The sequence below is a fragment of the Pseudomonas sp. H2_D02 genome (genome assembly GCF_054677635.1).
The window spans coordinates 667,123-688,349 of the sequence record NZ_CP162816.1; the positions used below are offsets into that span (position 1 = coordinate 667,123).

The 21,227-nt window shown below is 57.8% G+C and carries 20 protein-coding genes and 1 pseudogene; 12 read left to right on the plus strand and 9 right to left on the minus strand.

Going from position 1 to position 21,227, the window contains the following annotated elements; genetic code table 11:
* The first annotated feature begins 26 nt into the window (after window positions 1-26).
* A pseudogene (locus tag AB4N42_RS02990) lies at window positions 27-1,152 on the plus strand (GGDEF domain-containing protein).
* A gap of 58 nt (window positions 1,153-1,210) precedes the next feature.
* Here AB4N42_RS02990 and AB4N42_RS02995 read toward each other — a convergent pair.
* Window positions 1,211-1,576 carry an NIPSNAP family protein gene (locus AB4N42_RS02995; protein ID WP_198796130.1) on the minus strand — a complete coding sequence of 122 codons (366 nt, stop codon included), beginning with the start codon at window positions 1,574-1,576 and terminating at the stop codon, window positions 1,211-1,213.
* Window positions 1,577-1,973: 397 nt separating this feature from the next.
* Between AB4N42_RS02995 and AB4N42_RS03000 the strand changes: the two genes are divergently transcribed.
* Both AB4N42_RS03000 and AB4N42_RS03005 read left to right on the plus strand, forming a co-directional pair.
* The gene (locus AB4N42_RS03000) at window positions 1,974-2,393 is read left to right on the plus strand and encodes an organic hydroperoxide resistance protein (RefSeq protein WP_198796131.1); all 420 of its coding nucleotides are present in this window, start codon (window positions 1,974-1,976) and stop codon (window positions 2,391-2,393) included.
* 33 nt (window positions 2,394-2,426) lie between these two features.
* Window positions 2,427-2,717 carry a hypothetical protein gene (locus AB4N42_RS03005; protein ID WP_217860735.1) on the plus strand — a complete coding sequence of 97 codons (291 nt, stop codon included), beginning with the start codon at window positions 2,427-2,429 and terminating at the stop codon, window positions 2,715-2,717.
* Window positions 2,718-2,832: 115 nt separating this feature from the next.
* On the opposite strand, the gene AB4N42_RS03010 is transcribed toward AB4N42_RS03005, so the two are convergent.
* From AB4N42_RS03010 to AB4N42_RS03025, 4 genes are all read right to left on the minus strand, one after another.
* Window positions 2,833-3,621 (minus strand): SDR family NAD(P)-dependent oxidoreductase, encoded by a 789-nt coding sequence (locus AB4N42_RS03010; protein ID WP_460115856.1) that lies wholly within the window; start codon window positions 3,619-3,621, stop codon window positions 2,833-2,835.
* Window positions 3,622-3,986: 365 nt separating this feature from the next.
* The gene (locus AB4N42_RS03015; protein WP_217860729.1) at window positions 3,987-4,712 is read right to left on the minus strand and encodes a hypothetical protein; all 726 of its coding nucleotides are present in this window, start codon (window positions 4,710-4,712) and stop codon (window positions 3,987-3,989) included.
* Window positions 4,713-4,905: 193 nt separating this feature from the next.
* On the minus strand, window positions 4,906-5,793 hold the full coding sequence (locus tag AB4N42_RS03020) for a lysophospholipid acyltransferase (RefSeq protein ID WP_030139013.1): 888 nt from the start codon (window positions 5,791-5,793) through the stop codon (window positions 4,906-4,908).
* A gap of 43 nt (window positions 5,794-5,836) precedes the next feature.
* Window positions 5,837-6,394, minus strand: a complete 558-nt coding sequence (locus AB4N42_RS03025; RefSeq protein WP_030139014.1) for a DNA-3-methyladenine glycosylase I — start codon at window positions 6,392-6,394, stop codon at window positions 5,837-5,839.
* An 81-nt stretch (window positions 6,395-6,475) separates the two neighbouring features.
* On the opposite strand from AB4N42_RS03025, the gene glyQ reads away from it, so the two are divergent.
* From glyQ to AB4N42_RS03045, 4 genes are all read left to right on the plus strand, one after another.
* Entirely contained in the window at window positions 6,476-7,429 is a 954-nt protein-coding gene (glyQ, locus tag AB4N42_RS03030; protein WP_022641565.1) for a glycine--tRNA ligase subunit alpha, read from the plus strand.
* Window positions 7,426-9,480 (plus strand): glycine--tRNA ligase subunit beta, encoded by a 2,055-nt coding sequence (glyS, locus tag AB4N42_RS03035; RefSeq protein WP_460115857.1) that lies wholly within the window; start codon window positions 7,426-7,428, stop codon window positions 9,478-9,480. Before glyQ ends, glyS begins: the two co-directional genes overlap by 4 nt.
* Window positions 9,481-9,483: 3 nt before the next feature.
* Window positions 9,484-10,017 carry a D-glycero-beta-D-manno-heptose 1,7-bisphosphate 7-phosphatase gene (gmhB, locus tag AB4N42_RS03040; protein ID WP_323154769.1) on the plus strand — a complete coding sequence of 178 codons (534 nt, stop codon included), beginning with the start codon at window positions 9,484-9,486 and terminating at the stop codon, window positions 10,015-10,017.
* A gap of 80 nt (window positions 10,018-10,097) precedes the next feature.
* The gene (locus AB4N42_RS03045) at window positions 10,098-10,877 is read left to right on the plus strand and encodes a lysophospholipid acyltransferase family protein (protein ID WP_217861950.1); all 780 of its coding nucleotides are present in this window, start codon (window positions 10,098-10,100) and stop codon (window positions 10,875-10,877) included.
* 171 nt (window positions 10,878-11,048) lie between these two features.
* On the opposite strand, the gene AB4N42_RS03050 is transcribed toward AB4N42_RS03045, so the two are convergent.
* Window positions 11,049-12,563, minus strand: a complete 1,515-nt coding sequence (locus AB4N42_RS03050; protein WP_030139018.1) for a PAS domain-containing sensor histidine kinase — start codon at window positions 12,561-12,563, stop codon at window positions 11,049-11,051.
* A 234-nt stretch (window positions 12,564-12,797) separates the two neighbouring features.
* Between AB4N42_RS03050 and AB4N42_RS03055 the strand changes: the two genes are divergently transcribed.
* The 5 genes from AB4N42_RS03055 to AB4N42_RS03075 all read left to right on the plus strand — a co-directional run bounded on the left by AB4N42_RS03055 (window position 12,798) and on the right by AB4N42_RS03075 (window position 15,959).
* Window positions 12,798-13,532 (plus strand): response regulator transcription factor, encoded by a 735-nt coding sequence (locus tag AB4N42_RS03055; RefSeq protein ID WP_217860723.1) that lies wholly within the window; start codon window positions 12,798-12,800, stop codon window positions 13,530-13,532.
* Window positions 13,533-13,762: 230 nt separating this feature from the next.
* A complete protein-coding gene (locus tag AB4N42_RS03060) occupies window positions 13,763-13,984 on the plus strand; it encodes a hypothetical protein (RefSeq protein ID WP_198796137.1) in 222 nt (73 codons plus the stop codon).
* 90 nt (window positions 13,985-14,074) lie between these two features.
* Window positions 14,075-14,383, plus strand: a complete 309-nt coding sequence (locus AB4N42_RS03065; RefSeq protein ID WP_198796138.1) for a hypothetical protein — start codon at window positions 14,075-14,077, stop codon at window positions 14,381-14,383.
* A gap of 123 nt (window positions 14,384-14,506) precedes the next feature.
* Window positions 14,507-15,226 (plus strand): hypothetical protein, encoded by a 720-nt coding sequence (locus AB4N42_RS03070; RefSeq protein ID WP_198796227.1) that lies wholly within the window; start codon window positions 14,507-14,509, stop codon window positions 15,224-15,226.
* Between the two features lie 205 nt (window positions 15,227-15,431).
* On the plus strand, window positions 15,432-15,959 hold the full coding sequence (locus AB4N42_RS03075; protein ID WP_217860719.1) for a hypothetical protein: 528 nt from the start codon (window positions 15,432-15,434) through the stop codon (window positions 15,957-15,959).
* Window positions 15,960-16,574: 615 nt separating this feature from the next.
* Here AB4N42_RS03075 and gyrB read toward each other — a convergent pair.
* The 3 genes from gyrB to dnaN are packed head-to-tail and all read right to left on the minus strand — an operon-like array spanning window position 16,575 to window position 21,213.
* Window positions 16,575-18,992 (minus strand): DNA topoisomerase (ATP-hydrolyzing) subunit B, encoded by a 2,418-nt coding sequence (gyrB, locus tag AB4N42_RS03080; protein WP_030139021.1) that lies wholly within the window; start codon window positions 18,990-18,992, stop codon window positions 16,575-16,577.
* 5 nt (window positions 18,993-18,997) lie between these two features.
* Window positions 18,998-20,101, minus strand: coding sequence for a DNA replication/repair protein RecF (recF, locus tag AB4N42_RS03085; protein ID WP_030139022.1), 1,104 nt, complete (start codon window positions 20,099-20,101; stop codon window positions 18,998-19,000).
* Between the two features lie 8 nt (window positions 20,102-20,109).
* The gene (gene dnaN, locus AB4N42_RS03090; RefSeq protein WP_003196145.1) at window positions 20,110-21,213 is read right to left on the minus strand and encodes a DNA polymerase III subunit beta; all 1,104 of its coding nucleotides are present in this window, start codon (window positions 21,211-21,213) and stop codon (window positions 20,110-20,112) included.
* Between the last annotated feature and the right edge of the window lie 14 nt (window positions 21,214-21,227).

Genomic DNA, 21,227 nt, shown 5'->3' on the forward strand with positions numbered 1-21,227 from the left:
CGTTGCGTCACGATCAGGTGGATCAAATGGATGGCCCAAGATCTCGGAACGGCCAGGATTGCTTCATAGCCGAGCAAGTGCGAACTGACCGACTGCAACAACTGTTTCGCCAATCCGTTTCTGCGGTTTTTGGCAGTTACCTGGCTGCCATCATGCTGAGCTGGCTGTGTTGGGACCGGTTTGAGCACAGCGTTATTTTTTGGTGGCTGGCCATCCTGACCGCATCGACACTGTTGCGTATCGCAATGTTCGTTGCCTATTTCCGCAGCGACGAAAGTAAGCGCACGCCTCAACGTTGGGAGCGCAAATACTGGATCACACTGGTGTTATCCGCCGGTATCTGGGGCGGCGGCGCGTTTGTGATCATGCCGAGCGGACGATCTGTTGTCCCAGGCATTGGTCATGCTCTTTACGGTCGGGATGTCCGTCAGCGCGGTGTCCTGCTACTCGGCCTACCGCGATATGACCCTGGTCTCCATTGGCCTGGTGCTGTTTCCCTGCACCGCCTGGCTGCTGTTTCAACCGTCCTCGATTCAAGTCGGCATGGCCCTTTCGATCCTGGTGTTTGCGGCCTTTGCGGCCCGCGCCACGCACAAGATGTCCCAGGCACTGGAAATCGCCTTTCGTCTTACTCGCGAAATGGAACAGGCGAACAGCATTTCGACCCGTGCCGCACAAACCGATGAACTGACCGGCCTGAAGAGTCGGCGGGCTTTTTTCGAGCATGCCCAGCAACTCTACAACGAGTGCAAGAGCAAACGATTGGGGTTGTGTGCGGTCATGTTGGACATGGATCACTTCAAGCACATCAACGACACCTACGGCCATCAGGTGGGGGATCAGGTTTTGCGCGAGATGGGGGTGGTGATCAGTTCGTCGTTTCGGGCAACCGATATCCACGGGCGGCTCGGCGGGGAAGAGTTCGCCATTCTGCTTCCGGACACTTCCATCGAAGTCGCTACCCAGATTGCAGAACAGCTCATCGATACGATCGCGGGTTTGATGATCGAGCCTGTCCACGGCATATCGGCCAGCCTCGGCGTCGCATCGACGGGGGCCTGTAATAAGGATCTTCACAGCTTGATGAACGATGCGGATAAGGCCCTGTATCGAGCGAAGGCGTTGGGGCGTAATCGAGTGGCTGTCGCTTAGTCGGGTTGATTTGTATTAACAGTCGGAATTTGACTGGGCCTGCCTTTGTCGATGTCGGCTACGCGGATCGAGCTCCGGCTCCAGACAGGTCTACGGAAGCTCTGATGGCATCAATTGCGTCTTGAGCGAGCGCCATAACGATCGTTGTACTGGTTTCAATCCGACTGATGATGTCTTCTCTCGGACCCTGCTTCCAGGCAACGCTTGCGTAAAAAACTGCTTGAGATACCTGGCGATGGCTTTCGCTTTCATAGGAGCGAATCAGGTGATAGTTGTCACTATCATGTAATGAGCAGCCATAAGAAACGACATCCATGCCCGCCTCCAGGTGAAGCGGAACACTGACATTCTGCATTACTTTGTGAAAATCCAATCCCGATCCTGGCCTTAAGGTGTACGTCAGGATTTCAATAATTCGAGTCATTCCAAATCTTCCATGTGGCATTTCCACGGGAGCATCCGCGCAGCTCAGCTTACGCCATCAGGGCGAGTTGCGTTACGGCACGCGTTGGACGATCGAGAAGCCCATCATCGGTGCGAATTTCCCTCCCTTTGAGAGCCTGCAATTGCGCGGGTCCTGCTGATTCCCCAGGCGCGTCCTTCCCCTGGCCTCACCTCGCGGCTCACGCGGGCTGGCGATATTGCAAAGCCTAAAAATAAATTTCCTTTCATATCAACTGGTTAATTCAAAGACGAAAAATTTTTCAAAATTTAGCTTGCGCGCTAATTATTCGTCCGTTAACTTTGTCGCAACTGGTTAGCGCGCAAACATTTAGCGCAAACCAAAACAACTCAAACCCATCAGCAAAAGAGGAAACACCATGAACGTTCTCTACACCGCAGTCGCAACCTCCACCGGTGGCCGTGATGGCCGTGCTGTTTCCAGCGACAAGATTCTCGACGTGAAACTGGCCACTCCAAAAGCCCTGGGCGGCGCCGGTGGTGAAGCCACCAACCCTGAGCAGTTGTTCGCCGCCGGCTACTCGGCCTGCTTCATCGGCGCGTTGAAATTTGTCGCCAGCCAGAGCAAACGTAGCATTCCGGCTGACGCCTCGATCACGGCCCACGTCGGCATCGGCCAGATCCCTGGTGGTTTCGGTCTGGACATCGACCTGCACATCAGCCTGCCAGGCCTGGATCAAGCCGATGCCCAAGCGCTGGTCGATGCGGCTCACCAGGTTTGCCCGTACTCCAACGCGACACGCGGCAACGTCGAAGTCCGTTTGCACGTCACCGTCTAACTCACTCTATCTACGAATAAAAAGGATCAGGACATGAACACTCTCGGCAAAACACTCATTGGCTCGCTTCTGGCACTGTCCCTCGGCAATGCGTTCGCGACTTCCTATGTTCAACCTACGTTCGCCGAGGGTGGCTCGGATCGACTGATCGAGAACCGTGTCGCTGAAGGCGGCTCGGATCGTCTGATCGAAAACCGTGTAGCCGAAGGTGGCTCGGATCGACTGATCGAAAACCGCGTAGCCGAAGGTGGCTCGGATCGACTGATCGAAAATCGCGTAGCCGAGGGCGGTTCGGACCGACTGATGGAAAATAGAGTGGGCTAAACAATCCCTCCACCGCCCCAAGAGCTGGTCGAATCAACCCATGTTGTTTCCAGCCACAAACGCCGCTTATCTCTCACGAGGAAGCGGCGTTTTTTTTGCAACATGTTCCGGGGTCCTAAACGATGCTATCCACCACACCGCCATCGACACGCAGTGCCGCGCCAGTGGTGGCCGAGGCCTGTTCCGAGCTGGCGTAGATGATCATGTTGGCGACTTCCTCGACGCGCGCCGCGCGCTGGATGATCGAGGTGCTGCAATGCTCGTTGACGAAATCTGCCGCGACTTTTTCCAGGCTTTCCCCACTGCGCTCGACGTCCGCCTGGAGCATCTGGGCAACGCCTTCGGAAAGCGTCGGCCCCGGCAACACCGAGTTCACCGTCACGCCCGTGCCAGCGAGGCGCTTGGCCAGGCCACGAGCGATTGAAAGTTGGGCGGTTTTGGTGAAGCCGTAGTGGATCATGTCGGCAGGAATGTTCACGCCCGATTCCGACGAGATAAACACAATCCGCCCCCAACCGCGCTCGACCATGCCCTGAGCGTAGGCCCTGGAAACACGCACGCCCGACATCACGTTGGTTTCGAAGAAGCGCTGCCATTCGCTGTCCGGCGTTTCGAAGAAGTCTTCCTGTTTGAAAATGCCCAGGTTGTTGATGACGATATCGAAGCTGGGGTGCTTGGCGATGAGTGCCTCGCAGCCAGGCGCGTGACTGAGATCGCCGACAAAACCAGTCGCCCTTGAAGCAAGGGCGCCCAAGCGCTGCAGCGCGTCCTCCACACTGCTCTCGCTGCGACCGTTGATAACCACTTGAGCGCCAGCTTCAAGGAAGCCTTTGGCAGTCGCGAAACCGATACCGCTGGTGGACCCGGTGACCAGGACATGACGTCCGGTGAAATCGATATTCATGAGGGGACTCCTTGATTAACGAACCAGAGGAAGTGCGATATTTCTGGCTGAACGGTCGTCCGACGGATCTAGAAAGGCTTTGCCGTCCAACGTCGCCGATATCGCAGGCCCTTAATCATGGACACGATTGAGGCTTTGCGCCTCTTTGTGACGGTCTTTTCCGCGGATGCCCGTTGCTACTTCCTTGGCAGGTTGGGGAACAAGCAAGGTTAGGGCATCAGCCGACATCGATGTGAAGTTGCCGGCCTCTTCGCGAGCAAGCTCGCTCCCACAGGGTTGGTGGGGGTTCTTGGTCATGGGGAGGGGCTGCTGCGCAGCCCAGCGGGAGCAAGCTCCCTCGCCACGGGGTTCGGTCGACCCAGCTTTCAGGCTTGCGCGCTGAATCGCTGCGCAGCACGCCGCTCAAGCATTGCGGCTTCCGTCTCTCGCGTCGCCCGTTCGCCTTTGTACGCCAGTTGGTTGAAAAACAACCCGTCCGAAAACTCCTGGGGAGGGACCGAGCCGGCGCGTTTGAGCATCGGCGCCAGATCGATGGTGCTGGCGAAGTTTTCCTGGGTCAGGTTGTAGCGGCCCAGGTAACTGCCGGACCAGGGCGAGTCGGCGTCGACCATGTCGATAGAGGCGTCACGGAACGCAACGGCGGCGGCTTTCAGGTCAGTGGACTCATTGAGCAGATCGGTCAGCCGCTGGGTGTCCGCGCTGCTGAGTTGGCCGGCCGTGTTGAGCACCTTCAGGCGGCCATCGGCCTCGACGGTGAAGCCATATTTCTTGCCGGCCAGGTCCGGATGGGTTGCCGACAGCATTGACTGGAACGTCTCGAAAGCGCTTCTCAGGGTGTTTTTCGCGCTCTCGGTAATCGCGGCGAATCGAGGGAAGTCTGGTGATTGGGAGCGACCGATCCAGGTTTCGATGATGACCGGCGATTGCACCATGGCCTGGGTTTCTTCACTGGGGTGAAAGATCGCTGCAGGGCCGGCACTTGTCAGCTGCTTTACGGCGTCCGTAGGAGGATTGGTTACCAACTTCTGGTCGGAGCGGGTGAGGTTAGTGTTGGCGGGAGAGATAGCGTCAGAGCTAACAGAGAATTCCATTTCATCGGTCCATGATTGGCGGATACATCGGGTTATCGACAGCGGGGGGCCGAGCTTTAGGGGGGCGGGCTGCTGCGCAGCCCAGCGGGAGCAAGCTCCCTCGCCACGGGTACCGTGCAGGCCAAGGCATTGTGGTTGTGGCGAGGGGATACTTGCCACAAGTAAGGCCTTTGCCGGAATTGATGCCCTGCCTTCAGTACCACCGCGCCTCGCCCGGCGGGCGTTTCTTGAAGCGTTTCATGCTCCACATGTACTGGCTCGGGTAGGCGCGTACGTAACGCTCGACCACCTTGCTCATGGCGGCGCAGGCGGTTTCGGTGTCGGTGCTGTACATCTCTTCCGGGGCGGCTTCGAGGATGACTTTGTAGCCGGAACCGTCCGGCAGGCGCAGGGCATGAAGGAACACGCCAACTGCTTTACCGCCAGCGAGCATGTTCGGCACAAACTTGCTGGTCAGGGCCTGGGTGGCAAAGAAGGGCACGAAGATACCGGCGGATTCGGACGGTTCCGGGTCGGCGGGGATGCCTACCTGGCCGCCTTTGCGCACTTCCTTGATGACGCTGAGGATGCCTTCCTTGGTCGACGCCGCGACTTTGTTGCCCAACTGTACGCGTTGCTTTTGCAGTAGTTCATCTACCGCCTTGAGCTTGGGCGGACGGTAGAAAATGATCGGTTTGCACTGGCTGCAATAGAAGTGATTGAGCACTTCCCAGTTGCCCAGGTGGCTGGTGATGCCGACCACGCCTTTGCCGGAGGCCAGGGCTTCTTTCAGCACCTCCAGGCCTTCGACTTCGCGCACCAGTTCGATGGAGCGCTGGGCCGGCCAGATCCAGGCGCAGGCGCTTTCGGTCAGGGATTTGCCGATGTCCTTGAGGCTCTGGCCCACCAGGCGCTCGCGCTCGGCCGGGTCCATCTCGGGAAAGCACTTGGCGAGGTTGATCCGCACCACGTCGCGGGAACGGTTGGGCAATTTCCACATGAGCCAGCCGATGGCCGAGCCCACCGCTTGCACCGCCCGCCAGGGCAGCAGTGCAAACAACCGCAGAGCGCCGACCAGCAAGGCGCCTTTCAACTTATCCACAGGTCACTCCTGAATGTATGGGCCGTGTTGCGAGCCGGCTATTCTAACCACCGTTTACCAACTCGGCGTAGCGGTCGCAGTCCTGGGTGTGGTCCATGACCATGCCGGAGGCCTGCATCAAGGCGTAGCAGATGGTTGGCCCGACGAAGGTGAACCCGGCCTTTTTCAGGCCTTTGCTCATCGCCAGCGCCTCGGGCGTAATGGCCGGCACTTCGGTGCGGTCCTTGAAGTGATTGATGATGGGTTTATCACCCACGAACGACCAGAGGAACGCCACCGGGTCTTCCAGCGCCAGCCAGGCCTGGGCATTGCGCCGGGCGGCCTTGAGCTTGAGACGGTTGCGGATGATGCCGGGGTCGAGCATCAGCTCATCGATTTCCGCGTCACTCATTTGCGCCACGCGCTGCACGTCGAAGCCGTACAACACTTCGCGATAGCGCTCGCGTTTGCGCAAAACGGTGATCCAGGACAGCCCGGCCTGGAACCCTTCGAGCAAAAGCAACTCGAACAAACCCTGCGCATCGCGCAGCGGCGTGCCCCACTCCTGATCGTGATAAGCCATGTACAAAGGATCGTCAGAACACCAAAAGCAGCGTGGCATAAGGCTCCAGGGGGCGTGCGCACGAACGAATCGGGTATACTCCCGCTCTTTAAATCGCAGCCCAAGAAACAGGTGAATTTCGTGAGCCAGCCTACGCCAGCCGTGCGTACCTTCCAAGACTTGATCCTCGCCCTCCAGCAATACTGGGCCGAGCAAGGTTGCGTGGTACTTCAGCCCTACGATATGGAAGTAGGCGCCGGCACTTTCCACACTGCCACGTTTCTGCGTGCCATCGGCCCGGAAACCTGGAACGCCGCCTATGTGCAGCCCAGCCGCCGCCCGACTGACGGCCGCTACGGCGAAAACCCGAACCGCCTGCAGCACTACTACCAGTTCCAGGTGGTGCTGAAGCCGAACCCGGAGAATTTCCAGGAGCTGTACCTGGGCTCCCTCAAGCACGTCGGCCTCGACCCGCTCGTGCACGATATCCGTTTCGTCGAAGACAACTGGGAATCGCCGACCCTGGGCGCCTGGGGCCTGGGCTGGGAAGTCTGGCTCAACGGTATGGAAGTGACCCAGTTCACCTACTTCCAGCAGGCGGGCGGCATCGAGTGCTACCCGGTGACCGGCGAAATCACCTACGGCCTCGAGCGCCTGGCGATGTACCTGCAGGGCGTGGACTCGGTCTACGACCTGGTGTGGGCCGACGGCCCGTTCGGCAAAGTGACCTACGGCGATGTGTTCCACCAGAACGAAGTGGAGCAGTCGACCTATAACTTCGAACACGCCAACGTCGACAAGCTGTTCGAACTGTTCGACTTCTATGAAAGCGAAGCCAAGCGCCTGATCGAGCTGGACCAGCCGCTGCCGTTGCCGAGCTATGAAATGGTGTTGAAGGCGTCCCACACCTTCAACCTGCTGGACGCACGCCGGGCGATTTCCGTGACCGCGCGCCAGCAATACATCCTGCGTGTGCGCACCCTGGCGCGTTCCGTTGCGCAAGCGTACCTGCTGGCCCGTGCCAAGCTGGGCTTCCCGATGGCGACCCCGGACCTGCGTGATGAAGTGTTGGCTAAGCTGGAGGCTGCACAATGAGTGCTCAAGATTTTCTGGTTGAACTGGGCACTGAAGAACTGCCACCCAAAGCCCTGAACACCCTGGCCGAAGCGTTCCTGGCCGGCATCGAGAAAGGCCTGCACGCCGCTGGCCTGAATTTCGAAACCAAACACGTCTATGCCGCGCCGCGCCGCCTGGCCGTGCTGATCACTGCCCTCGAAACCCAGCAACCCGACCGCAGCATCAACCTTGATGGTCCGCCACGCCAGGCCGCGTTCGATGCCGACGGCAACCCGACCCAGGCCGCCCTGGGCTTCGCCAAGAAGTGCGGCGTGGACCTGAGCGAAATCGACCAGAGCGGTCCGAAGCTGCGCTACAGCCAGAGCATCAAGGGCAAGCCGACCGCCAGCCTGTTGCCGACCATCGTCGAAGACTCTCTGAACGACCTGCCGATTCCCAAGCGCATGCGCTGGGCCGCGCGCAAGGAAGAGTTCGTGCGTCCAACCCAATGGCTGGTGATGTTGCTCGGTGACCAGGTCATCGATTGTACGATCCTTGCCCAGAAGGCCGGTCGCGACTCCCGCGGCCACCGCTTCCATCATCCACAAAGCGTACGCATTACCGCGCCGGCCAATTACCTGGCCGACTTGCGCGCCGCCTACGTGCTGGCCGACGCCAACGAGCGCCGCGAGCTGATCAGCAAGCGCACCGAAGAACTGGCGACCCTGCAGGAAGGCACCGCCATCGTGCCGGCCAACCTGCTGGACGAAGTGACCGCGCTGGTGGAATGGCCGGTGCCGCTGGTGTGCTCGTTCGAGGAACGTTTCCTTGAAGTGCCGCAGGAAGCGCTGATCACCACCATGCAGGACAACCAGAAATATTTCTGCCTGCTGGACGCCGAAGGCAAGTTGCTGCCGCGTTTTATCACGGTCGCCAACATTGAAAGCAAGGATCCGCAGCAGATCGTCGCCGGTAACGAAAAAGTCGTTCGCCCGCGCCTGACCGATGCCGAGTTCTTCTTCAAGCAAGACAAGAAACAACCCCTGGAAAGCTTCAACGAGCGCCTGCGCAACGTCGTGTTCCAGGAAAAACTCGGCAGCGTCTACGACAAGGCCGAGCGCGTTTCGAAACTGGCGGCGTACATCGCCCCACGCATCGGCGGCGATGCCCAGCGCGCGGCGCGTGCCGGCATCCTGTCCAAGTGCGACCTGTCCACGGAGATGGTCGGTGAGTTCCCGGAGATGCAAGGCGTCGCCGGTTACTACTACGCCCTCAACGACGGCGAGCCGCAAGACGTCGCCCTGGCCCTGAACGAGCAGTACATGCCACGCGGTGCCGGTGCTGAACTGCCGAGCACCCTGACCGGTGCGGCCGTGGCGATCGCCGACAAGCTCGACACCTTGGTCGGCATCTTCGGCATCGGCATGCTGCCCACCGGCAGCAAGGACCCGTATGCCTTGCGTCGCGCGGCGCTGGGTGTGTTGCGGATCCTGATCGACAAGCAATTGGATCTGGACCTGAACGATGCCGTGGCCTTCGCCGTCAATGCGTTCGGCAGCAAGGTCAAGGCTGCCGGCCTGGCCGATGCAGTGTTGGAATTCATCTTCGACCGCCTGCGTGCGCGTTATGAAGACGAAGGCGTCGACGTGGCGACCTACTTGTCGGTGCGTGCCCTGAAACCGGGTTCGGCCCTGGACTTCGACCAGCGCGTACAAGCGGTGCAAGCCTTCCGCAAATTGCCGGAAGCGGCAGCGCTGGCGGCGGTGAACAAGCGCGTATCGAACCTGCTGGGCAAGGCCGAAGGCAACATCGCGGCCACCGTCGAAGCCAAGTACTTCGACAATGCCAACGAGTTTTCCCTGTACTCGGCGATCCAGCAGGCGGACCAGGCGGTCCAGCCAATGGCGGCGGCGCGTCAGTACAGCGAAACCCTGGCGCGCCTGGCGGCACTGCGCGAGCCAGTGGATGCGTTTTTCGAGGCGGTGATGGTCAACGCTGAAGATGCCAACGTTCGGGCCAACCGCTATGCACTGCTGGCGCGCCTGCGTGGGCTGTTCCTCGGTGTTGCCGACATTTCGCTGCTGGGGTAAATCTTGAAACTGCTGATTCTCGATCGGGATGGGGTGATCAATCACGACTCCGACGCTTACATCAAATCGGTGGAGGAGTGGTTGCCGATACCCGGTTCCATCGAGGCCATCGCGCAGTTGAGCAAGGCCGGCTGGACGGTGGCGGTGGCCACCAACCAGTCGGGCATTGCTCGAGGTTACTACGGGCTCGCCGTCCTCGATGCCATGCATCAGCGCTTGCGCGACCTGGTGGCAGAGCAGGGCGGGGAGGTCGGCTTGATCGTCTATTGCCCGCACGGGCCGGACGAGGGTTGCGATTGCCGCAAACCCAAGCCAGGCATGTTGAAAACCATCGCCGCTCATTACGGCATCGCGCTGTCAGGTGTGTGGTTTGTCGGCGACAGTCTCGGTGACCTGGAGGCGGCCAAGGCCGTCGATTGTCAGCCAGTTTTGGTAAAGACCGGGAAAGGCGAGAAGACTCTGGGCAAGACCCTACCGGTGGGCACCTTGATTTTTGACGACCTGGCGGCGATTGCCGCTGAACTTATCCACAATTAGAGCTCCCTAGACATCCTGATCAAGGATCGTTCGGGAAGCGCTTAAGCAGGCGGGCCTTGCCCGCAATGGTAAACGCCGCTATGTCGATACTGCAGGCCATCAGAACCTTTCTCTTTTACCTGCTGTTGGGCACCAGCTCCTTGCTGTGGTGCACCTTGAGTTTTTTTGTCGCGCCATTCATGTCGTTCAAGACGCGCTACCGCTTCATCAACGTTTACTGGTGCCGCTGCGCCTTGTGGTTAAGCAAGGTATTCCTGGGTATCAGTTACGAAGTGAAGGGTGCCGAGAACGTGCCTGACCGGCCCTGTGTCATCCAGTCCAACCACCAAAGCACTTGGGAAACATTCTTTCTCTCCGCCTATTTCGAGCCGTTGAGCCAGGTGCTCAAGCGTGAACTGTTGTTCGTGCCGTTCTTCGGCTGGGCCATGGCGATGCTGCGTCCGATTGCCATTGATCGCGACAATCCCAAGGTTGCACTCAAGCAGGTCGCGCAAAAAGGCGACGTGCTGCTCAAGGACAACGTTTGGGTGCTGATCTTTCCTGAGGGTACTCGTGTGCCTTATGGGACGATCGGCAAGTTTTCCCGCAGCGGTTCCGCATTGGCGGTAAACGCGTCCCTGCCGGTGCTGCCGATTGCACACAATGCGGGCAAATTCTGGCCAAAGGCTGGCTGGATCAGAAAACCGGGTGTCATCACAGTGGTTATCGGCAAACCCATGTACGCAGAGGGCACTGGGCCCCGCGCGATCGCTGAGCTCAACGATCGCGTACAGGCTTGGAATGAGCAGACGCAAAGGGAACTGGGTTCGCTTCCGCCAGCGCCTGCCGCACCCGCAGCACCGGACCAGCTCGCTGTTTGAGAACTGTGGATAACCTGTGTACCGTTTTATCCGATTTCGTTGCTTTTATTTTTTAACTCTTTGTTTTTAAAGCATATTTCTTAAGCACATAAAACAGCTGAAAAGGTGCATAAGTTTTTATACCTGCCAAATCGCAGCATCGCCATTGCGTCGATGACTGCGATTTTTCGCTCAGCTCAACAGTTGAAACCGCAAGCTGAACGTCGTTCCTTTCCCGACCTCACTATGACATCCGATCTGGCCACCATGACGATCCACGACCGCCTTGACCATGGACAGTCCAAGGCCGATGCCGTCTACACCGTGGGCAGACGAGAAGCGTCGATACTGGCTGAACAACTCCGGCAGTTCCTCAGCGCCAATGCCTTTGCCCTGGTCGACGACGTCGCACATCAACCATCCCTCCACGCAGCGAACGGTTAGCGAAACGCGCGTTTCGCGCGGGCTGTATTTGATCGCGTTCTCCAGCAAGTTGAATATCGCGCGGGTCAGCAGCGGCTGATCGGCGTTGACCATGGCTTCGTCATCCTCCAGTTCGTGTTCCAGCTGGATATTTTTTGCCCGGGCAAGGGGCAATGCCTGATCGATCACGTCCAGGACCAGCATGGCAAACAAGGTCGGTCGGAATTGGTAGGCCTCTGACTCCGCCTTCGCCAGTTGCACGAAACCGTCGGTTAGATCCAAGGCACGACGCACCTGGTGCTCTATCTGATCGAACAATGGATTGTCCGCGCCAGCCTCATGTCGCTGCACGTCGAGCAGCGCGAGTATCGCCGAATGTGGCGCGCGCAGGTCATGCGACAAAAACCGGAGCATCACGCCGCGCTGTTCTTCAGCCTCGCGCTCGGCACTCAGGTCAGTCAGGCTCAGCAACCAGCCAATGGGCACGTCGCCCTCGACCGGCAGCAGTGCCGCACGTTCGAGGCGCAGGCTGCGCTCTCGGATATCGCGAAACTCAGTCAACGGCAAGGTAGACAGACGATGCGCAGGGCTGTGGTCCAGTGGCGGATACCCCAGGCGGGCCAGTTCCTCGATCACGTCACCGCCCACCAAGGTGTGGCCGAACAACTCACGGGCCTTGCGATTGCCAAGCAATATCTTGCCCTGCGGATCACTGATCATGGTGGCCACCGGCAGGTACTCCAAGCCATCGGCGATAAAACGACGGGTATCACGCGTCCGGCCCATGGCTTGTTCCAGTGCCATGATTTGCCCCTGCAAACGGTCACTTCCAGAATAGGAGGCTCGACGTCGCTCGGGGAATACTTTCGGTTCGGCATCCAGGCGGGCCAACTCCCAACCGAAATAAGCCAACACCACGCTCAATCGTCGCCAGTTCCAGATCAGGTAGCCACAGAGCATTCCCATTAAGCTGGCCACCGGCGACCACCACCATCCCTGAGCGCCCAACAGTGCGCTGGTCAGCAGGGCTACGCTCATGCCCCCTAGCGTGACCCCCAGTGCAAGGCGGGGGCGCAACAAGAGCAAACCGAGCACGGCTCCAACCAGACACATGGACAGCAATGCAGCTTCTGGTCCATTGGGGGCCGTTTGCGTGCTGAACGAAATCAGCGCCGTCAGTGGTAACAGAAGCAGGCTTATCCAAAACCACTCTCGCATCAATTGCCGAAACAATTGTTGTACCTGAGTCGGTTCACGGCTTTCACGGCGACGCGGATTGCTCATAAGGGCCCTGGCGGAACATGAGGAAGATAATTGCCAACACTCGGCCCTGGAAGGCAAGCCCGAGGACCGAGACTATAACGGACTCGATGGACGGCGTGCGGCTGCCTTTCCCTGCGCGTTGCGAGCCGGTATTGTCTCAGCCAGCGATGGGAGGATGGACGATTCAGCTATCGGGTTGGGCGTTCATGTCCACTGGAAGATGTCCGTTATTTTTCGAGTTCAAGGAATCGCGTCATGCGTGTCGCCATACTGGATGACGAACCGGCCGAACTGCGCCGGGTGGAACAGACACTGCAGCAAATCCCCGGCAGGGGCGAACAAGCCTGGACCTTGCACAGTTTCGAACGCACCGAAGACCTGCTGCGCCAACTGCGGCGTGAAACCTTCGACCTGTTGATCCTCGACTGGCAGTTGCCTGATATCAGCGGGCTTGCCCTGCTGCGCTGGACGCGCGAGCACATGGACTCGCCGCCGGCCGCCATCATGCTCACCAGCCGCGACGGCGAGCACGACATCGTCCAGGCCCTCAACGCCGGTGCGGACGATTACGTCAGCAAACCGTTCCGCCCCAACGAACTCAAGGCCCGGGTCACCGCCGTGCTGCGCCGCCACAACTTGCAACGCACTCCGGCCAGCGAGGTGCTGGTGTTCAATGACCTGGAATTCGACGATGCCGAACTGACCGTCACCCGTGCCGGCATTCCCATCAGCCTCACCGAGCGGGAGTACCGCCTGGCCCGCTGCTTGTTCGCCAACCTGGGCCGGCCGCTGTCGCGTGAATATTTTTATGAGCGCTTCTGGACCCACGAGGAAATGACCTCGTCCCGTCCGCTCGACACCCATATCTATCGCCTGCGCAACAAGCTCGGGCTGACGGCGGATCGGGGTTGGCAGTTGCTGACGATCTATGGCTATGGGTATCGATTGGAGAGTGTGGCGGCGGGGAGTGAGGCGTCTGTCGCGAGTTAGGGAATAGCTCGGTATATCCGTGGCGAGGAGTTTCGTCCGGCTTTAGCTGGCTGGCGCTACAGTGCGAAGCGTTCGCGAGAAAAGCGGGGCCGCTACGCAGCCCATTGGGAGCAAGCTCCTTCGCCGCGGATTCCCACAATAAGCTTCGTGGGGCAGCAGGACGAGATAAGTAAATAGAGGAAGGCCAACGCACGAGCGTTGGCCTTTTTCGTTGGGGCAGCGTGAACCGGATGCATATCCTTAACCAGCAATTTGAAAGGATTGGCGAAAGCGAAAATTCTCGCTTCCAAAATGATGGGTTCCACGTGGAACAAGCAAATGCAGCCATGATTGCCGGGGCGACGTGGATGACATTATCAATATGGAATGGAATGATGCATCTACCTGCTCCAGAATCAATGCGCCATCCTGAATATATATACACGCTGTTGTTGCATACAGGTATTGATTAATGACAAGATATATTTGAGTGAATCGTCGGGTATGTACTAGGCGACAATCGATCTGACATATATGGGGTATGTGTGGAAAGTCTACCGAACATGCTTGGTATCGTACTGGGCGTGGCACCAGCATTTATAATCCTGGGTGCAGTGAAAGGCATGCAGCCGTGGCGCATTTGGACATTGATAGCTGGACTTGCCTTGGTCATACACGCAACACTGATGGTAGGGATCATGACTGATTTCGTATCTCTCTTTGAAGCTTTGCAGGTGCAAGGCAAATTGACCGGAGAAATAGCATCGAACGCCCAAAAGCATCTTGCCCTCTGGACCATTATGTTCCCGGCCATTGTCGGTGCTATCGGTGCAAACTATCTAACGGCTTGGTTTCAATCAAACAAACCATAAGCGTTCCTGCCAAACCCGTGGATTAGCGCTCACGAGTGCTTGGATAGCTATATCTAGGCACTACCTAATCAAGGGCCGAAGGCGTTTACAACATTATCGACGAATCCACGGAAGGAAATGGATATGCAAAAAATATCAGAGCCGGAATTCAACCCACGCCTTTACATTGAGAGCTATTATTCTGCGCTAGAGATTGATAAGGATAATAATCCCTTTCCACGCCTGATGGCTTGGGAGTTTCTCTATGAATATATATGGGGTAAGGAGCGTCCTTGGAGTTCGCTGACCGATTCGACCAACCTCGACACTACCGCATTGCACGTGGGATTCTATCTGGCCAATTGGGGAATGTTTCGAGGCCGCTCGGAGCTGCTGCGCAACAGCAATCTCGACCTGATGAAGGAACTGGTAATGCGTCTTTTCCAAGGCCGGGGTCCTGAGCTATTTGACCTTAGCGCTAAGGACTTCATACCGGGAGCACCCAACCTTGAGCACAATCAGGCTCTACTGGACGAGGTGGTTCAGATCTTTCACGACATGCCTGGAAACGTGTCTTGGACCGACACCTTGATCAGTAAAATTTTACTAGGCGTCTGGGGTGAGTTCCCTGCACTCGACCGCTACTACAAACTTGGTATACGGTCATTCTACCCGCACCGCGGCCTCACCGAAGTCAGTGGTCGCTCACTCACGTCGTTGATGGAACTGGTCAAGACGGAGAAATTCGACCTTCCAACCATCGAAACCAAGAACTTACGACTTGCCTACCCAAAAGGACGCTTGTTAGATATGGCTTTTTTTCAAGCTGGCCTCAGAGGTAAAGGACACGCTTTTACGCTATGAGAATGGCGTCAACGTTGGATCTCGTCTTATACGCCGCCCTTTTATCACTTCGATCTAAAAATAATAAAAGCGTTATTCTTCATAGTGAATGAGGGCCGGCAAAAATTTGCTCGGGTAGCGAGATGGCAAATATGACTTATCCATATTCAATTCCGTCAGATTTTAAGCTGAATCTAACCTTCCATTTGCAAGGGTGTATGAGCCGATGAACGATGCCATAAAGCGTTACATAAGCAAAAAGACTCAAGATATGATTATGATGCCTCCTCTGAAGCGCGAGGCTTTTCGTCTGATAATTTGTTGCGCGTTTGCATTTATACTCAACGTGATTCTTTATACCGGTATTGAAACCGACGGCACTGTCAAGGGGTGGGCAGAAGGGCCATTGCAATTATTAGCCTCGACGACGATGCTCCTGTTTATGATTAAATTTTTCTTACCCGTGCTTGGTTGGACGATACTCAAAGCGGTACTTCTGAGTGCTAATAATACTTTCAGCGGAATTCTTAGCTTTCTGGCAAATCAATTTACCGGAGCGATGTATTGCGCAGGCCTTGTTCTAGGTTCAATCACACTAAAGCAGTACCTATTATCCAAATCGTTGGATGCAGAAATGGCCACCTTGTCAGCCTTCATGTTCCTGGCAGGTTTCATTTACTTCTATCTGTTTCAATGCGCGATCCAAAAAACCCCATTGCCTGCTCTTCTTAACCAGCCGATGCGCCGCCGATAGATCGACACTCTAATCGACGTATGTACCAATTGAACTGGCTCGTTACTCTTAGCCCTGCGGCCTGTACCTCTGGATTTCTATCGAGCGATCGCAACGTCACATTCCTTTTGATCGGCGATGGCTCTGCTAGCTCTGGCTCGCATGCGTGAAGGCGAGCCTTGGCCCGCCAGCAGGTAATCAAGCAGCCTTTTCGGCACCTTTTCATCTCGCAGCTAAAGTCTCGGTGACAGATAGAGACATTTTGGTCGCAGGTTGAATGACATCGTCGACGGACGGAAGGGTGATCCAGTGAAGCACGAGGCCGGCCAATATGCTTGAGATAGTGTTGATTGAAAATGCGGCGATCGTATTACGCATTTTGAAGCGTCCATTTATTTTAGGTGGACCTCTATTAAATGCGCACAGGCGGTGTGGCACCACCACCTACAGAAAATTTCGTCGCACCCCAGAATGAGAACTCACAATCGGGAACCCACAACCGGATGAGGAGTGCATCCGCGACGAGGATTGCTCCAGCGCGCCAACAAAAAGGCCAACCCGCGCGGGTTGGCCTGTTCCTGGCGCAAAGCAGCATATTGGGAAATACACCAGCTTTTCTGGGATCCTACAACCGGATCAGAAATCCAGGTTAGACACCGCCAACGCATTGCTTTCGATGAAGTCACGACGTGGCTCGACCGCATCACCCATGAGGGTGTTGAAGATCTGGTCCGCGCCAATGGCGTCTTCGATGGTGACTTTCAGCATGCGACGCGAGCCCGGGTCCATGGTGGTTTCCCACAGCTGATCCGGGTTCATCTCACCCAGCCCTTTGTATCGCTGGATAGTGTGGCGCTTGGTGCTTTCGGCCATCAGCCATTCAAGGGCTTCCTTGAACTCGGTTACCGATTTCTTGCGCTCGCCACGTTGGATGTACGCACCTTCGTCCAACAGCGTGCTCAATTGCGCGCCGAGGGAAACGACAGTCTTGTAGTCGTTGCTGCCGAAGAAGTCGCGGTTGAAAGTGACGTAGTTCGACAGGCCGTGGGAGATCAGTTCGACCTCCGGCAGCCAGACGTTACGTTCACGGTCTTCGCGCAGGCTGGCCTTGTAGACCAGGCCGGATTTTTCCACGGTGCGCAGGCGTACTTCGTACTGGGCCAGCCAATCCTGCATCGCAGCGTGATCGGACAATTGCTCCAGGCTGACGGCCGGCAGGTAGATGAAGTGCTCGGTCAGTTCCTGTGGGTACAGGCGCGACAGGCGCTTGAGGGTCTTCATCACCAGGCGGAAGTCATTCACCAGGCGCTCAAGGGCTTCACCGGAAATGCCAGGGGCATCTTCGTTCAGGTGCAGGCTCGCGTCTTCCAGGGCCGACTGCGTCATGTACTCTTCCATGGCGTCGTCGTCTTTGATGTATTGCTCTTGCTTGCCTTTCTTGACCTTGTACAGCGGCGGCTGGGCGATGTAGATGTAACCGCGCTCGATCAGCTCCGGCAACTGACGGAAGAAGAACGTCAGCAGCAGGGTACGGATGTGCGAACCGTCGACGTCGGCGTCGGTCATGATGATGATGTTGTGATAGCGCAGCTTGTCGATGTTGTACTCTTCGCGACCGATACCACAGCCCAGCGCAGTGATGAGCGTGCCGACCTCCTGGGAGGAAATCATCTTGTCGAAGCGTGCTTTCTCGACGTTGAGGATCTTGCCCTTCAACGGCAGGATGGCCTGGGTGCGGCGGTTGCGGCCCTGCTTGGCGGAACCGCCAGCGGAGTCACCTTCCACGAGGTACAGCTCGGACAGGGCAGGGTCCTTTTCCTGGCAGTCGGCCAATTTGCCCGGCAAGCCAGCGATGTCCAGCGCGCCTTTGCGGCGGGTCATCTCACGAGCCTTGCGCGCGGCTTCACGGGCACGTGCGGCGTCGATCATCTTGCCGACCACTAGCTTGGCTTCGTTCGGGTTCTCCAGCAGGAAGTCGGAGAAGTACTTGCCCATTTCCTGTTCGACAGCGGTCTTCACTTCGGAAGACACCAGCTTGTCCTTGGTCTGGGAGCTGAACTTCGGATCCGGCACCTTCACCGAAATGATCGCGGTCAGGCCTTCACGGGCATCGTCACCGGTAGTGGCGACTTTGTGCTTCTTCGCCAGGCCTTCCTGTTCGATGTAGTTGTTCAAGTTACGGGTCAGCGCCGAACGGAAGCCCACCAGGTGGGTACCGCCATCACGCTGTGGAATGTTGTTGGTGAAGCACAACAGGTTCTCGTTGAAGCTGTCGTTCCACTGCAGGGCGATTTCCACGCCGATGCCGTCTTCACGCTGGACGTTGAAGTGGAACACTTGGTTGACCGGGGTCTTGTTGGTGTTCAGGTACTCAACGAACGCACGCAGGCCACCTTCGTATTTGAATAGCTCCTCCTTGCCGCTGCGCTCGTCCTTGAGGACGATGCCGACACCGGAGTTGAGGAAGGACAGTTCACGAATCCGCTTGGCCAGGATGTCCCAGCTGAAGTGGATGTTCTTGAAGGTTTCGCTCGAAGCCTTGAAGTGGATCTGCGTGCCGGTGGTCTCGCTGTCGCCGACAATCGCCATCGGTGCCTGAGGCACGCCGTGGACATAGGTCTGTTCCCAGATCTTGCCGCTGCGGCGAACCGTCAGAACCAGTTCCTCGGACAGCGCGTTCACCACCGAGACACCTACGCCGTGCAAGCCGCCGGATACCTTGTAGGAGTTGTCGTCGAACTTACCGCCAGCGTGGAGGACGGTCATGATGACCTCGGCGGCGGAAACACCTTCCTCTTTATGCACATCTACCGGGATACCACGGCCGTTGTCGCGAACGGTGATGGATTCGTCCGGGTGGATGATGATGCTGATATCGTCGCAATAACCGGCGAGGGCTTCGTCGATGGAGTTGTCGACCACCTCGAACACCATGTGGTGCAGGCCGCTACCATCGTCGGTGTCGCCAATGTACATACCGGGACGTTTGCGTACGGCATCCAGGCCTTTCAGCACTTTAATGCTCGTTGAGTCGTACGTATTTTCTTCGCTCAATGCCTTCACTCCCGATGGTCGTGGGTCTGGGTGATACGGCCCTGTTCCACGTGGAACAGAGCGACTGGCGTTTCCGTCTGCCAGCCTTCCCTCAATAATTCGTGGTCTACACAGGTAATGAATACCTGGCAGCGTAAGTCTTCCAGCAAGCGGCACAGCGCACGGCGGTGGGCCTCGTCCAGCTCGGACGGCAAGTCATCCACCAGATAAATACACTGACCGCGACGGGCCTGGCTGACCAGATGCCCTTGGGCGATACGCAAGGCGCACACCACCAACTTCTGCTGACCCCGGGACAAAATGTCCGCGGCGTTATGTGCGCCCAATCTAAGACGCAAGTCAGCGCGTTGTGGTCCAGCCTGGGTGTGTCCCATCTGCTGGTCCCGCTGCAGCGAGCCAGCCAGCACGGCACTCAATTCCCGGTCTTTGTCCCAGCCTCGGTAATAGCTGAGCGTCAGTCCCTCAAGCTCAACCAGTTCGCTCAAGGTCTGCTCGAAGACCGGTTTCAAGGCTTTGATATAAGCGCGGCGGTATTCATCGATTTCAGCGCTGGCCTGGCACAGTTCCCTGTCCCAAACCGCTTGCGAAACGGCGTCAAGTGTACCATGTCGCAGCCAAGAGTTACGCTGGCGCAGCGCCTTCTGCAGACGTTGCCAAGTCGCCATGAAACGCGGTTCCACGTGGAACACGCCCCAATCCAGGAACTGCCGGCGGATTTTCGGTGCACCTTCCAACAGGCGGAAGCTATCCGGGTTTATCAGCTGCAACGGCAGAATCTCTGCTAGCTGCGCAGCACTGCGGGCGTTCTGCCCGTCGATGCGAATCTGGAACTCGCCTTGGCGATCCCGGGAAATCCCTAGGGCGCTGTGGCCACCTTCCGCCAGTTCCACCTGCCCGAACACCGTGCACGCCAGTTGATCGTACTGGATGACCGGTAAGAGGCGGGTGCTGCGGAACGAACGGGCAAGCCCTAGCAGGTGCACGGCCTCCAGAACGCTGGTTTTGCCGCTGCCGTTGGCGCCGTAAAGGATATTGATGCGGGGGGAAGGGGAGAAGGTCACCGGGTGCAGATTGCGCACCGCGGTGACCGAGACGCGACTTAAGGACATCTAGCTGGTTACAGACGCATCGGCATGACAACGTAAGCCGAATCGTCGTTATCGGACTCCTGCACCAGCGCACTGCTGTTGGAGTCGGACAGGATCAGACGCACTTGCTCGGTGGTCATCACGCCCAGCACGTCGAGCAGGTAGCTGACGTTGAAGCCGATTTCCAGGGAGCCGCCGTTGTATTCAACGCCGACTTCTTCTTCCGCTTCTTCCTGCTCCGGGTTGTTCGCCTGGATCTTCAACTGACCGTTGGCCAGTTGCAGACGGATGCCGCGGTACTTCTCGTTGGAGAGAATTGCGGTACGGCTGAAGGCTTCGCGCAGCGCTTGGCGATCGCCCAGCACCAGCTTGTCGCCACCTTTTGGCAATACGCGTTCGTAGTCTGGGAACTTGCCGTCCACCAGTTTCGACGTGAAGGTGAACTCGCCGGTGGTGGCGCGGATGTGGTGTTGGCCCAACACGATGCTGACATTGCCATCCGGCTCGGTCAGCAGGCGGGCCAGCTCCAGGATGCCTTTACGCGGCACGATCACCTGGTGGCGATCCGGTTGACCGATATCGGCCTGCATCGAGCACATGGCCAGGCGGTGACCGTCGGTGGCAACGGCGCGGATAACGCCGGCAGACACTTCCAGGAGCATGCCGTTGAGGTAGTAACGCACATCCTGCTGGGCCATGGCGAAACTGGTGCGTTCGATCAGGCGACGCAATTTGCTCTGGTCCAGGCTGCAGGTCAGCGAACCCGGGCCTTCTTCCACAGTCGGGAAGTCATTGGCGGGCAATGTGGACAGGGTGAAGCGGCTGCGCCCGGCCTTGACCACGAGCTTCTGTTCATCGACCTTGATGTCGATCAGCGCATCGTTGGGCAAGCTCTTGCAGATGTCCATCAGCTTGCGCGCCGGCACGGTGATGGAACCCGGATCGGCCGGCTCTTCAAGTTGCACACGACCGACCAGCTCGACTTCCAGGTCGGTACCGGTCAGCGACAATTGCTGGCCTTCGACAACCAGCAGCACGTTGGAAAGTACCGGCAAGGTCTGGCGGCGTTCGACGACGCCCGCGACCAGTTGCAGGGGTTTCAACAGGGCTTCGCGTTGAATGGTGAAATGCATGGTCTAGTCCCTTG